The sequence below is a fragment of the Nocardioides sp. genome (assembly GCF_030150155.1).
Classification (GTDB): domain Bacteria; phylum Actinomycetota; class Actinomycetes; order Propionibacteriales; family Nocardioidaceae; genus Nocardioides.
In genome coordinates this window covers 17,704-29,842 of record NZ_JASLGR010000058.1, presented here as the reverse complement: position 1 = coordinate 29,842, position 12,139 = coordinate 17,704, and the positions used below count along the sequence as shown (strand labels likewise).

The 12,139-nt window shown below is 71.8% G+C and carries 12 protein-coding genes and 1 riboswitch; of the genes, 8 read left to right on the top strand and 4 right to left on the bottom strand.

Translation table 11 applies throughout. The features are described 5' to 3' along the window. Positions 1-27: 27 nt before the first annotated feature. From Q1V88_RS17255 to Q1V88_RS17245, 3 genes are all read right to left on the bottom strand, one after another. Positions 28-378 carry a metallopeptidase family protein gene (locus tag Q1V88_RS17255; RefSeq protein ID WP_300682634.1) on the bottom strand — a complete coding sequence of 117 codons (351 nt, stop codon included), beginning with the start codon at positions 376-378 and terminating at the stop codon, positions 28-30. Between the two features lie 10 nt (positions 379-388). Continuing rightward, a complete protein-coding gene (locus Q1V88_RS17250) occupies positions 389-1,252 on the bottom strand; it encodes a cation diffusion facilitator family transporter (protein ID WP_366914103.1) in 864 nt (287 codons plus the stop codon). Between the two features lie 103 nt (positions 1,253-1,355). After that, positions 1,356-1,589: a hypothetical protein gene (locus Q1V88_RS17245; RefSeq protein ID WP_300682630.1), complete on the bottom strand. Its 234-nt coding sequence runs from the start codon at positions 1,587-1,589 to the stop codon at positions 1,356-1,358. A gap of 142 nt (positions 1,590-1,731) precedes the next feature. After that, positions 1,732-1,797: riboswitch (guanidine-III (ykkC-III) riboswitch) on the top strand. Positions 1,798-1,808: 11 nt separating this feature from the next. Here Q1V88_RS17245 and Q1V88_RS17240 point away from each other — a divergent pair. From Q1V88_RS17240 to Q1V88_RS17230, 3 genes are read left to right on the top strand one after another with little or no spacing between them, the layout of a single operon-like run. Beyond that, positions 1,809-2,054, top strand: coding sequence for a hypothetical protein (locus tag Q1V88_RS17240; RefSeq protein WP_300682628.1), 246 nt, complete (start codon positions 1,809-1,811; stop codon positions 2,052-2,054). A gap of 43 nt (positions 2,055-2,097) precedes the next feature. Further along, complete coding sequence (locus Q1V88_RS17235; RefSeq protein ID WP_300682625.1) at positions 2,098-2,745, top strand: methyltransferase domain-containing protein; 648 nt, start codon at positions 2,098-2,100, stop codon at positions 2,743-2,745. A 22-nt stretch (positions 2,746-2,767) separates the two neighbouring features. Continuing rightward, the gene (locus tag Q1V88_RS17230) at positions 2,768-4,150 is read left to right on the top strand and encodes an aminotransferase class V-fold PLP-dependent enzyme (protein WP_300682622.1); all 1,383 of its coding nucleotides are present in this window, start codon (positions 2,768-2,770) and stop codon (positions 4,148-4,150) included. A gap of 162 nt (positions 4,151-4,312) precedes the next feature. Here the strand turns inward: Q1V88_RS17230 and Q1V88_RS17225 are convergent, their stop codons facing one another. Beyond that, positions 4,313-5,362: a TrkA family potassium uptake protein gene (locus tag Q1V88_RS17225; RefSeq protein ID WP_300682619.1), complete on the bottom strand. Its 1,050-nt coding sequence runs from the start codon at positions 5,360-5,362 to the stop codon at positions 4,313-4,315. A 65-nt stretch (positions 5,363-5,427) separates the two neighbouring features. Here Q1V88_RS17225 and Q1V88_RS17220 point away from each other — a divergent pair, with 65 nt between their 5' ends. Genes Q1V88_RS17220 through Q1V88_RS17200 form a run of 5 tightly spaced genes read left to right on the top strand, consistent with a single transcriptional unit; the run spans position 5,428 to position 12,093 of the window. Continuing rightward, positions 5,428-7,089: an acyl-CoA dehydrogenase family protein gene (locus Q1V88_RS17220; RefSeq protein WP_300682617.1), complete on the top strand. Its 1,662-nt coding sequence runs from the start codon at positions 5,428-5,430 to the stop codon at positions 7,087-7,089. An 18-nt stretch (positions 7,090-7,107) separates the two neighbouring features. Beyond that, a complete protein-coding gene (locus tag Q1V88_RS17215; protein WP_300682615.1) occupies positions 7,108-8,103 on the top strand; it encodes a DUF2804 family protein in 996 nt (331 codons plus the stop codon). Continuing rightward, positions 8,100-10,736, top strand: a complete 2,637-nt coding sequence (locus Q1V88_RS17210) for an aminotransferase class III-fold pyridoxal phosphate-dependent enzyme (protein WP_300682613.1) — start codon at positions 8,100-8,102, stop codon at positions 10,734-10,736. The genes Q1V88_RS17215 and Q1V88_RS17210 overlap by 4 nt, the downstream gene beginning before the upstream one ends. Continuing rightward, a complete protein-coding gene (locus tag Q1V88_RS17205; RefSeq protein WP_300682610.1) occupies positions 10,733-11,596 on the top strand; it encodes a class I SAM-dependent methyltransferase in 864 nt (287 codons plus the stop codon). The genes Q1V88_RS17210 and Q1V88_RS17205 overlap by 4 nt, the downstream gene beginning before the upstream one ends. Continuing rightward, a complete protein-coding gene (locus Q1V88_RS17200) occupies positions 11,593-12,093 on the top strand; it encodes an oxidoreductase (protein ID WP_300682608.1) in 501 nt (166 codons plus the stop codon). The genes Q1V88_RS17205 and Q1V88_RS17200 overlap by 4 nt, the downstream gene beginning before the upstream one ends. The last annotated feature ends 46 nt before the right edge of the window (positions 12,094-12,139 follow it).

The following is a 12,139-nucleotide window of genomic DNA, read 5'->3' as shown; positions in this document are numbered from 1 at the left end:
GCCGAGCAGGCCCACGGTCCGCCCGACTCAGCCCCAGCCGAGCCGATGCAGGGTCTCCTCACCGATCCCGAAGTGGTGCGCCACCTCGTGCACGACGGTGATCCGCACCTCCCGGACCAGCTCCTCCTCGCTCTGGCAGAAGTCCAGCAGCGGACCACGGAAGATGAAGATGCGGTCGGGCAGGATGCCGGCGTAGCCGCCGTCACGCTCGGTCAGCGCGACCCCGTCGTAGAGGCCGAGCAGGTCGTCGGGCTCCCCCGCCGGCGGCTCCTCCTCGACGAGCACCACCAGGTTGCTGACCAGCCGGGCGAGCTCGTCGGGGATCGTGTCCAGCGCATCGGCGACGAGCTCCTCGAAGCGCTCGCGACTCACCTCCATCGCAGTCGCCTCAGTCGTGCAGGGCGTGCTCATGCTCGGCATGGGTGGCCGGCTCGATCTGGAACGTGGAGTGCTCCAGGTCGAAGTGGCCGCGCAGGCACTCCTGGACCTGGTCGAGGATGCCGGCGGCCTGGCCGTCGTGGAAGCAGCCCTCCTCGACTACCAGGTGCGCCGACAGGGTCGGCAGGTCCGAGGCGACGCTCCACACGTGCAGGTCGTGGACGTCGACCACGCGCGGCACCTCGCGCAGGTGGTCACGGATCTCCTCCAGTGCCAGGTCGGCCGGAGCGACCTCCATCAGCACCCGCACCGAGGACGCGACCAGGCTGCGCCCGGCATGCACCATCAGCGCCGCCACCACCAGGGAGGCGATCGCGTCGGCCGGCGCCCAGCCGGTGGTCAGGATGACGATGGCTGCCACAGCGGTGCCGACGAAGCCGTACAGGTCGGTGAGGATGTGCTGGTAGGCACCCTCGATGTTGAGGCTGGAGCGGTTGGCCTTGGCCAGCAGCCACGTCGCGACGACGTTGACGGCGATGCCGACGAGCGCGACCACCAGCACCGGGCCACCCTCCACGGAGACGGAGTCGGTCACGAGACGACGTACGGCCTCGAAGGCGATCAACGCCGCGAAGACCAGCAGGGTCACCCCGTTGGCCAGCGCGGAGAGGATCTCCGCCCGCTTCCAGCCGAAGGTCCACGGACCCGACGCGGGGCGGGCCGCGAGCCGCATCGCCCACAGCGCTACCGCGATCGCTCCGGCGTCGGAGAACATGTGCCCCGCGTCGGAGAGCAGCGCGAGCGAGCCGGTCACCAGCGCGACGACGACCTCGCCGACCATGAAGACGACGAGGAGGACGAGCGCGGCGACCAGCAGCCGACGGTCGGCGTCGGCGGCGATGCCATGATCGTGGCCGGCGTGCCCGTCGGAGTGGTGCTCAGCGTGGGTGCTCACGCCCCCATGCTGCCATCCCGGTTCAGGGCAGACGGCGACGTAGCCGCGTCGGCGGACGCTGGTGGAGATGGATCGGCTCGACATGACGGTCGATCGCCATGTCGTGCAGGTCGTGCTCGATGTGCCGCGCCCGGCGCCGCTCGAACAGAGCGACCGCCAGCACCATGCCGACGATGACGATCACCGTGGCCACCAGGCCCCCGGCATCGGCCACCGCCGTGGAGGCCTGGACGACCGCGGTCGTGAGGAGAACCATGACTCTTCCGCCCTTCAAGATGAGGAAGGCTGCTGCGGGGCGACGGCCCCGGCAGAGCCGGACGCCGCGTCATGTGCGATCTCTCTCCACCGTACGCCGTCCCCGCTTTGCCCACCAGCACCCCGCGGCCTAGGCTCGCTGGGTCACGGTGCTCTCCGCACCGTCCCGGACGAGGAACGTCGTACCCGGCCTGCGAAGACGACGTGCACAGGAGATGTCATGTCCCTCGGTTCCGTGATCCAGATCGGCGGTTCGCTGCTCGTCCTGATCCCCTTCATCCTGGTCCAGCTCGGCCGGATGACGCCGTCGTCGCTGCTCTACATCTGGCTCAACCTGATCGGGTCGGGTGTGCTGGCCGCAGACGCCCTCCACGGCCACCAGTGGGGCTTCCTGCTACTGGAGGGCACGTGGGCCCTGGTCTCGGCGTACTCGCTGATCTCGAAGAAGCCCACCGCAGGCCACTGACGCGACGTACCGTGGAGGGGTGGGCCCGACTTCGAGAGGTTCGGTGAGCGACACCTGGCGACGTGATCACCCGTGGGCGGGGATCTACTCGGCAGCGATGGCGCACCCACGCCTCACGCGCCCGCTCTCCCGGCTGACGCTGGGCACCGACCTCGCCGGGCTCGACGACGCGATCGCCTCGATCGCCGCCGTCAGGCCCGGCGGGGTCGTGCTCGACGTGCCGTGCGGCGCCGGGCTCGCGGTCAGCGGGCTGGGCCATGCCTCAGCGGTGCACTACATCGGGGCCGACATCGCACCGGCGATGCTGGAACGCGCCCGGCACGCAGCCGCGCGGACCGCGGCGCCTGCTGACACCCTGCTCACCTTCGCCCAGGCCGACGTCGCCCACCTGCCCTTCGCGGACCGGTCGATCGACCTGTGCCTGAGCCTGACCGGACTGCACTGCTTCCCCGACCCCGAGGCCGCCGTCCGCGAGCTGGCCCGGGTCACCGGGGACCGCCTGGAGCTGACCTGGTTCCGCTCCCGGGTCGCGCTGCACCAGCGCCCGGTCCTGCTGCTCGGCCGCGCTGCAGGCCTGTTCGGTCCCTCGGCCACGGTCCTCGAGGTCACCGGCTGGCTGTGCGAGGAGGGGTTCACGGTGCACGGCCGGACCGAGGGCGCCTTCGGCTTCGTCACCGCCCGGCGCGCCTAGACACCCCACCTAGTGTGGCGCTATGCACTCCTACGACGAGGCGACCGGCGCGATGGCGCGGGCGTTGGCTGAGCTGTGCCTGGAGCGTCTGGAGATGGACGCTCCCCTCGACGAGACGCTCACCCCCGAGCAGCTCCTCACCACCGCCGGACAGACCATCACCGCCGGCGGGCTCGGCGCCACCGAGGCGACCCGGCTCTGGGAGGAGGTGCTCGCGCCGGCCTGTCTGTCGGTCGACCATCCGCGCTACCTCGCGTTCATCCCCGGCGCCCCCTCGAAGGCGGCCGCTGCCTTCGACATGCTGGTCGGCGCCTCGGGGATCTTCGGCGGCTCCTGGCTCGAAGCCAGCGGCGCGGTGTACGCCGAGAACCAGGCCCTGCGCTGGATCGCCGACCTCGCCGGTCTGCCCGTCACGGCCGGCGGCGTCTTCGTCCAGGGCGGCACCAACGGCAACCTGTCGGCCCTGGTCGCGGCCCGCTCGGCGGCCCAGCACCGCCGTGGCGGCCGCCCGGCGCGCTGGTCGGTGGTGGTGACCTACGAGACGCACTCCTCGGTCAAGCACGCCCTGGAGTCGGTGATGGACGTCGACGTGGTCGAGATCCCCGGCGACGAGCGTGGCCGCCTGACCGGCTCCGCGATCAGGGCCTGGCTCGCCACCGCCGACGAGGGGCAGCGTGACGGCGTCTTCGCCGTGGTCGCCACCGCAGGCAGCACCAACCTCGGCGTCGTCGACGACCTGGCCGGGATCGCCGAGGTCGCCCGCGAGCAGGGCTGGTGGTTCCACGTCGACGGCGCGTACGGCGGCGCCGGACTGGCGGCCCCGACCGCCCGGCCCCTCTACGCCGGCATCGACCAGGCCGACTCCTTCATCGTCGACCCGCACAAGTGGCTCTTCGCGCCGTTCGACTGCTGCGCGCTGCTCTACCGCGACCCCGCGCAAGCCCGGGCCGCGCACACCCAGAAGGCGAGCTATCTCGACATCCTCAACGCTGATCCGGGCCAGGTGCAGTGGAACCCCAGCGACCTCGCGATCCAGCTGAGCCGTCGGGCCCGCGGACTGCCGCTGTGGTTCTCCCTCGCCGTCAACGGCACCGACGCCTACCGCGACGCGATCGAGCACACCCTGGCGGTGGCACGGGCCGGCCGGGCGCTGATCGAGGAGGCCGACCACCTGCGGCTGCTGGTGGAGCCGGACCTGACCGTCCTGGTGGTGGAACGGATCGGCTGGAGCGAGGCCGACTACGCGGCCTGGAGCACCTCACTGGCCCACAGCGGGACCGCCTTCGTCACCCCGACCCGGCATCGGGGCCAGGTCTGCACGCGCTTCGCGATCGTCAATCCGCGGACCACGATCGCCGATCTGGAGCTGGTGATCGACTCGATGCGGGAGTCCTTCGCCCTCTGAGTCAGGACCATCGGCCCGGCGCCCTAGTCTTTACGGATCATTCAGGTGCGGATTCCTTGGCAACGCCCTCACCGCCCCGTAACGTTCTTCTTGTTAAGCCCCTGGTGACCCGAGACGCCAGGGGCTTAACTCATTTCTCGGCACCTTCGTCTCGGCCTCGGCTCAGTCCTCGCCGTCGATGGCCCAGTCCTCGTCGTGGGTGCCAGGGCGCGGTGCCCACGGCAGCTCCTTGGCCGGGCGGACCACGACGAGCCGGTCGCCTCGGGCCAGCTGGGTGACCACCGGGTCGAAGTAGCGGAAGACGCGCTCGTCGCGGACCACCGCGATCACCTGGTCGGGCAGCTGCTGGGGCTGCTTGCCGACCTCGTTGACCAGCAGCTCCCGCTCGGCGACCTCCAGCCCCTCGCCGTACGAGAGCAGGTCCTCCATCACCGTGCCGAGCGTCGGCGAGAGCGAGGACAGGCCGAGCAGGCGCCCGACCGCGTCGGCCGAGGTGATCACGGAGTTCGCCCCCGACTGCTTCATCAGCGGGACGTTCTCCTCCTCACGCACGGCCGCGACGATCCAGACCTCGGGGTTGAGCTGGCGCACCGTCAGCGCGGTCAGCACGTTGGTGTCGTCACGGTTGGTCGTGATGATCACCTGGTCGGCGTTGGCCACGGCAGCCTTGGAGAGCACGTCGCGCCGGGTGGCGTCACCGGTGACGACGGCGAGGCCGTCGGTGTGAGCGTCCTGCAGCGCGGCCGCCGACGGGTCGACCACGATGATGTGGTCACGCGACTTCCCGTTGCTGATCAGGGTCTCCACCGCGCTGCGGCCCTTGGTCCCGTAGCCGACGACGACGATGTGGTGGTCCATGTTCTTCCTCCAACGAGCCGCCCGGATCTGCTCCCGCCCCCGGGTCGCTAGGACCTCCAGGGTGGTGCCGATCAACAACACCAGGAAGGCGATGCGGGCAGGGGTGATGATGAGCGCGTTGAGCGCTCGGGCCAGGTCACTGGCCGGCGTGATGTCGCCGTAGCCGGTGGTGCTCAGCGTGACCGTCGTGTAGTAGATCGCGTCCAGCAGCGAGATGGTGTCACCGTTGGAGTCCCGGTAGCCGTGCCGATCGAGGAAGACGATCAGGACCGTCCCCACCAGGATCGCCAGGGCCGCCAACAGCCGTCGGGTCAGCTGCCACCAGGGCGACCGGATGTGCTCTGGCAACGACAACCGACCGAGCCGAAATTGCACATCGTCGCCGACTTCTTCCTCCGCCACGGCACTACGGTAGTGGCATGAGTGCCCCAACCCCCGCAGGCGACCGCTCGGCCCTCCGGGTCGCGCTCAACCAGGCGCCCCCGCTGACCGGCCACAACACCGTGACGGGCGACGTCGCCCTGAGCGAGGCGGTGCTGCGGTACGGCGACACCGACGTGCTCGACTCCCTGGTCGGGCTCGGCTTCGAGGCCGGGTCGGCCGAGGCCCGCGAGCAGGGCATGGCGGCCAACACGCACTCCCCCGTGCTGCGGCCCTACGACCGCTACGGGCACCGGATCGACGAGGTCGACTTCCACCCGTCGTGGCACTGGCTGATGGAGCGGGCCCTGGGCCACGGCCTGGCCGCGACGCCGTGGGAGTCCGGCTCTCCGCACGCCCACCTGCGCCGGGCGGCGGGCTTCTTCGCCTGGTCCCAGACCGAGCCGGGCCACGGCTGCCCGATCTCGATGACGTACGCCGCCGTGCCGGCGCTGCGGGCCGACACCGGGCTCGCCGCACAGTGGACCCCGCTGCTCGCCTCGACGCACTACGACCCCGGCCTGCGCCCGGCGTCGCAGAAGCTCGGCGCCCTCGCCGGGATGGGCATGACCGAGAAGCAGGGCGGCTCCGACGTCCGCGCCAACGTCACCACCGCGACCCCGATCGACGACGGCACGCTGTACCGCCTCAGCGGGCACAAGTGGTTCACCTCGGCGCCGATGAACGACGTCTTCCTGGTGCTGGCCCAGACCGATGCGGGCGTGACCTGCTTCCTGGTCCCCCGGGTCCTGCCCGACGGCGCACGCAATCCGATGGACGTCGTACGACTCAAGGACAAGCTCGGCAACCGGTCCAACGCCTCCTCGGAGCTGGAGTTCACCGACACCGTCGGCTGGCGGCTGGGTGAGGAGGGCCGCGGCGTGCGGACCATCATCGAGATGGTCGCCGCCACCCGCCTCGACTGCGTCCTGGGTTCGGCCTCGCTGATGCGCAAGGCCGTGGCCGAGGCGTCGTGGCACGTCGCGCACCGCTCGGCGTTCGGCGGACTGCTGGCCGACAAGCCGTTGATGCGCAACGTGATCGCCGACCTAGCCATCGAGTCCGAGGCCGCCACCGCGCTGGCGATGCGCCTGGCCGCCGCCGTGGACCGCCGCGACGACCCGCACGAGGCGGCCCTGCGCCGGATCGCGCTGCCGCTGGCGAAGTTCTGGGTCTGCAAGCGCACCCCGGCACTGACCGCGGAGGCCCTGGAGTGCCTGGGCGGCAACGGCTACGTCGAGGAGTCGGGGATGCCGCTGCTCTACCGCGAGGCGCCGGTCAACTCGGTCTGGGAGGGCTCGGGCAACATCAACGCCCTCGACGTCCTCCGGGCGCTGGGCCGCGAGCCGGAGGTGGTCGACGCCTACCTCACCGAGATCGGTCGCGCCCGCGGCGCCGACCCCCGTCTGGACGCCGCCATCGCCGAGCTGCTCCGGATGCTGGGCTCGCTCACGCCAGAGTCGATGGAGCTCAACGCCCGCCGCCTGGCCGGGCGGATGGCGGTGCTGCTGCAAGGCGCCCTGCTGGTCCAGTCCGCCCCGCCGGAGGTCGCCGACCTGTTCTGCGCCTCGCGCCTGGGCGCCGGGATGGAGGGGACCTTCGGGATGCTGGAGGGCGGGGACCTGGCTGCGGTTGTGGCTCGCACCACACCGACCCGCTGAGCCCACTACGCTCATGTCATGACCATTCCGCGCCTGGTGGAGGGCCGCGAGCGGCTCTTCGGGCGGCTCGCCTCGCGTCCTGTCGACACCAACCCGCTCGACGAGTTCAGTGGACCGGCCCGGGCGTGGAAGTGGCTGCGGCTCAAGGAGTGGCAGGGCTGGACGATGGTCCACCCCGAGGTCTACTCCTCGATGATCCTGCAGGACGCGCACTACCTGGCGAGCTCGGAGATCTACGTCCGGGACAAGGCCTCCGGGGTGCTGCACGAGCATGCCGCCAACGCCCGCGGCGGGTCGCTCGGCCTGGCCCGGGAGCTGTGGGGATCGCACCCGCGGATGGCGGCCACGGGGTTCGACCTGCGCTACGACTTCGGTGCCGCCGACGGCCAGCACGTCGTGACGATCGACATCGCGGCGACGAAGAAGGCCCCGGCGTTCTCCGGTGAGCTGGTCCTGGACGGCTCGCGGGCCTCGGCACCGCTCTCGGTCAGCTCGCGGCTGCCCGGCGGCGCGATGTACACCCACAAGGTGCTCTTCCCTGCCGCCGGCCACCTGCGGGTCGGTGACCGCGAGATCGTCTTCGACCCCGAGCGTGACCTCGCCATCCTCGACGAGCACAAGTCGTTCCTGCCCTACCGCACCGAGTGGGTCTGGGGCACGTTCGGCACCCGCACCGCCGACGGCACCCCGATCGGCGCGAACATGGTGGACCGCCCCGAGCTCCCCGGAGAGCCCGAGGAGTCCTGCCTGTGGTTCCCCGGCGTGTGCGAGCCGCTCTCGGACGTGGTCTTCGTCAACCGGGGCGAGGAGTGGCTGGTGAACTCCTTCGACGGTCGCGTCGACGTCATCTTCGTGCCCGACGGGCGCAAGGACGTCCGGCACGAGATGGGGGTCGCCTCGATCGACTACTTCCAGCTCTACGGCCGCTACACCGGCACACTGCGCAGCCTCGACGGGACGACGTACGACATCGACGTCACGGGGGTGCTGGAGTCGATGCGGATGCGCTCGTGACTCCTGACCGGACCAGCATCCCTCCCCGGCCGGCCGTCAGCGCCGCCGACGCGGTGCGGATCGCTGGGGAGCTGTGGGCGTTCCCGCCCGAGACCGAGGTCGTCGAGCTGGGCTCCAACCAGGACCGGAACTTCAGGCTGACGCCGCCCGACAGCATCCACCGGATGGTGCTCAAGGTCGCCAACCCCGCCTGGGAGCGGACCGCCCTGGAGGCCCAGCACGCCGCCCTGCGCGCCGTGATCCATGCCGGGTTGAGGGCACCGGAGCCGATCGGGACCGTCGAGGAGGTCGAGGTCGGCGGCCACCGCTTCCTCACCCACCTCCTGACCTACCTCGAGGGCACCCCGCTGCTGGAGCGCGACGTCTTCGGACTCGAGGAGTGTCGGCTGCTGGGCATCACCGCGGCGCGGACGATCACCGCCCTGGGCGCGTTCGCGGAGATCGTCGAGGCTGCCCCCTCGCAGTGGGACCTGCGGGTCGCCACGGAGGTGATCGACGCCCTGCGCCCCGACCTCACCGAGGTCACCGCCGAGGCCGTACGCCGACTCCGACCGCTCCGCGCAGACCTGCCCCTCCAGGTGATCCACGGTGACCTCACCGACGACAACGTCGTGCTGACCGCCGGCGGCGAGGCCGGCGTGATCGACTTCGGCGATCTGGCCACTGGCTGGCGCTGCGCCGAGCTGGCGGTGACCCTGACCAGCCTGCTCGGCAAGACCCCCGACGACGTCGCCGCGGTGCTGGCCTGCGTCGAGGCGTTCGCCGCCGAGGTGCAGCTCACCGACGTCGAGCTGACCGCACTGTGGCCGCTGGTGGTGCTGCGGGCGGCGGTGCTGGTCGCCAGCGCGTCGAGCATCGCCGAGCACGAGCCCGACAACGCCTACGCCGCCGAGCGGGCCGGGGACGAGGCGGCCGCCCTCGCCGCAGCCCTCGCCCTCGACCCTGAGGAGCTGACCTGGCTGATCCGGGGTGTCGGGCAGCCGCTCGGCGCGCCGCGTCTGGTCGGACCGGTGCCGGGCAACCGGTTCCGTACCGTCGACCTCGGCGTCACCAGCCCCGCCTGGGACGACGGCGCCTGGCTGCGTCCGGAGGCGACCACCCGGATCCCGGCGACGCTGGCGACCCGCTACGGCGAGTACCGCCTCGACCGCGCGGTGCCCCACCATCGCCCGGGCACCGACCCGGTCCTCTCCCTGGCCGGGGAGATCGCCGGTCAGGTGGTGCAGTGCTGCACGCTGCCGGGCACCCCGCCGCGGTTCGTCACCGCCCGGGCCGAGGAGGTCTGGCGCCGGATCTGCCCCGATCCGACGCCGTTCATCAGCACCGACATTGCCGCACCGGTCCCCGACCCGGATCGGCTGCTGGAGCGCCGCGACGCCCACCTGGCCGCGGTGCAGGAGCACTACTACGCCGCTCCCCCGCAGATCGAACGCGGCTGGCGTGAGTTCCTGATCGACACCCGCGCGAACGTCTACATCGACGCGGTCAACAACGTCGCCACCACCGGCCACGCCCACCCGGTGCTGACCCGTGCCGCTACCCGGCAGTGGAGCCTGCTCAACACCAACTCGCGGTTCCACTACGCCGCCGCGGTCGAGCTCTGCGAGCGGCTCGCCGCACTCGCCCCCGACGGCCTGGACCAGGTCTTCCTGGTCAACTCCGGCTCCGAGGCCGTCGACCTGGCGCTCCAGCTGGCCCGGGCCGCCACCGGACGCGAGCGGATCCTCGCTGCCCGGGAGGCCTACCACGGCTGGACGATGGCGTCGGACGCCGTCACCAGCTCCCTCGGCGACAACCCGCAGGCACTGGAGACCCGCCCCGCCTGGGTGGAGCTGATCGACGCCCCCAACCAGGTCCGCGGCACCCATCGTGGACCCGGCTCCGGGCCGGCGTACCTCGCCGACCTCGATGCCCGGCTGGACGCTCTCGACCGGGATCAGATCGCCGGGGTGATCCTGGAGCCGCTCTTCGGCAACGGCGGCGGCGTGCTGCTGCCTGAGGGCTACCTGGCCGGGGTCTTCGAGCGGGTCAGGGCGCTCGGCGGGGTCTGCATCAGCGACGAGGTCCAGGTCGGCTACGGCCGGCTGGGGCACCACTTCTGGGGCTTCGAACAGCAAGGCGCGACGCCCGACATCATCACGATCGCCAAGGCGATGGGCAACGGCCAGCCGCTGGGCGCGGTGATCACCACCCCCGCAATCGCCGCCTCGTACGCCGCCCAGGGGTCGTTCTTCTCCTCCGCGGGCGGCTCCCCGGTGTCGGCCGCGATCGGCCTGGCCGTGCTCGACGTGATGGAGGCCGAGCGGCTGCAGGACAACGCCCGGGTGGTCGGAGACCGGTTCCACGCCGGGCTGACGGCGCTGGCCGAACGCCATCAGGCGATCGGCGCCGTGCACGGGATGGGGCTCTATCTCGGCCTCGAACTGGTCACCGATCGAGCCACGTTCGAGCCGGCCACCGACCTGGCCGCGGCGGTCTGCGAGGCGATGCTGCACGAGGGCGTCATCGTCCAGGCGACCGGCGACTTCAAGAACGTCCTGAAGCTCAAGCCGCCACTGGTGATCACCGCGGAGTCGGTCGACGTCGTCGTCGCCGCGCTGGACCGCGTGCTCGGCCGCCGCGGACGGCGATGACGTCGCGGCGCCTGGAGGTCACCGACCTGCTCTGGTCCTTCGACGCCGACGGCACCCGGCTCCCGGTGCGCCGTCACGAGATCGTCGCCGGTGCCCGGAACCGTGGGCAGCGCCGGGCCGCACAGCTGCTCTCCCGACTGCCGGCGAGCGCCGACGGCACCCTGAACGCACCGCAGGTCGACGCGCTCGGGCTGCGCATCCACGCCGAGCTGCAACGGCTCGGCGAGGAGCTCCAGCTCGGGCGTCGGATCGCCGAGGTGGTCGCGGCCCTGATCGCCGACCTGCCGCCGGGTCCCGGCCCCGTCCGGGTCGTCGACGTCGGCTGCGGCACCGGTCACGTGCTGCGTGAGATCGCCTACCGGGGCGACCTGCCCGGGGTGGAGCTGGTCGGGGTGGACCTCAACCCGGTGCTGATCGCCGAGGCCACCCGCCTGGCCCGCAGCGAGGGTCTGGACTGCACGTTCCTGCGCGGCGACGCGCTCACACCCGGCCTCGCGGTCACCGACGGGCCACGGACGGTGATGATCTCCTCGGGGTTCCTGCACCATCTGGAGGCCGACGAGATCGCGCGGTTCCTGGCCGCGACACAGACCCTAGGCGTGGCGGCGTACGCGCACTGGGACATCGCGCCCTGCCTGTGGTCCACGCTCGGGGCATGGATCTTCCACGCGGCGCGGATGCGGGAGCCGGTCTCGCGTCACGACGGGGTGCTCTCGGCCCTGCGCGCCCACCCCGCCGAGGTGCTGCTGGACGCCGCTCGGCGGGGCTCGCCGGCGTACGACTGCGCGGTCCGCGAGGGCGGGCGCTGGCATCCGCGCGCGCTCGACGTGCTGCGTCCCCTGGTCGGCGTACGCCGATGAGCGCGGCCGACCTCGCAGCGGCCGTCGCGATCGGCACGATCGGCGCCCTGGACGCCGTCTTCAGCGGCCTGCGGGCGAGCCTGGGCCGCACCGGCCTGATCGACCATCGTGCCCAGGACCGGGCGGGCCTGCGTCGCGGCGCCGCGGTCGGCGTACTGGCGCTGGTCCCGGCGACCCTCGTCCTCGCGCTCAGCGCGGGCGGGTGGACCGGAGCCGACCTGGGCCACACCGCGCGCACGATGCTGCTGGCGCTGGCGCCGTACGCAATCCTGGTCGTGGGCGCCCTGATCGTCTACCGGGCGTTGTCATGGCGGCTGACCTATCTGGCCAGCGCGGTCATCCTCGGCCCGATGACGTTCCTCAGACCCGCGATTGCGCTCGCCGCAGCGATCCTTGGGACGCTGGCAGCCGAGTCCGGGTGGCTGGTCGCTACGGTCTGGCTCGGCACCCTGGGGCTGCTGGCCGTGGAGCCGCTCTGTGGCCCCCCACCCAGATGAGGTAACTGCTGGTGAAGGTGGGTAAACCCCGTGCCCGAGGGCCTTT

Bases quoted from the DNA above. Each gene is read 5' to 3' on its own strand.
- Q1V88_RS17255 (WP_300682634.1), bottom strand. From the start codon at position 378: ATGGAGGTGAGTCGCGAGCGCTTCGAGGAGCTCGTCGCCGATGCGCTG.
- Q1V88_RS17245 (WP_300682630.1), bottom strand. From the start codon at position 1,589: ATGGTTCTCCTCACGACCGCGGTCGTCCAGGCCTCCACGGCGGTGGCC.
- Q1V88_RS17240 (WP_300682628.1), top strand. From the start codon at position 1,809: ATGTCCCTCGGTTCCGTGATCCAGATCGGCGGTTCGCTGCTCGTCCTG.
- Q1V88_RS17230 (WP_300682622.1), top strand. From the start codon at position 2,768: ATGCACTCCTACGACGAGGCGACCGGCGCGATGGCGCGGGCGTTGGCT.
- Q1V88_RS17220 (WP_300682617.1), top strand. From the start codon at position 5,428: ATGAGTGCCCCAACCCCCGCAGGCGACCGCTCGGCCCTCCGGGTCGCG.
- Q1V88_RS17215 (WP_300682615.1), top strand. From the start codon at position 7,108: ATGACCATTCCGCGCCTGGTGGAGGGCCGCGAGCGGCTCTTCGGGCGG.
- Q1V88_RS17205 (WP_300682610.1), top strand. From the start codon at position 10,733: ATGACGTCGCGGCGCCTGGAGGTCACCGACCTGCTCTGGTCCTTCGAC.
- Q1V88_RS17200 (WP_300682608.1), top strand. From the start codon at position 11,593: ATGAGCGCGGCCGACCTCGCAGCGGCCGTCGCGATCGGCACGATCGGC.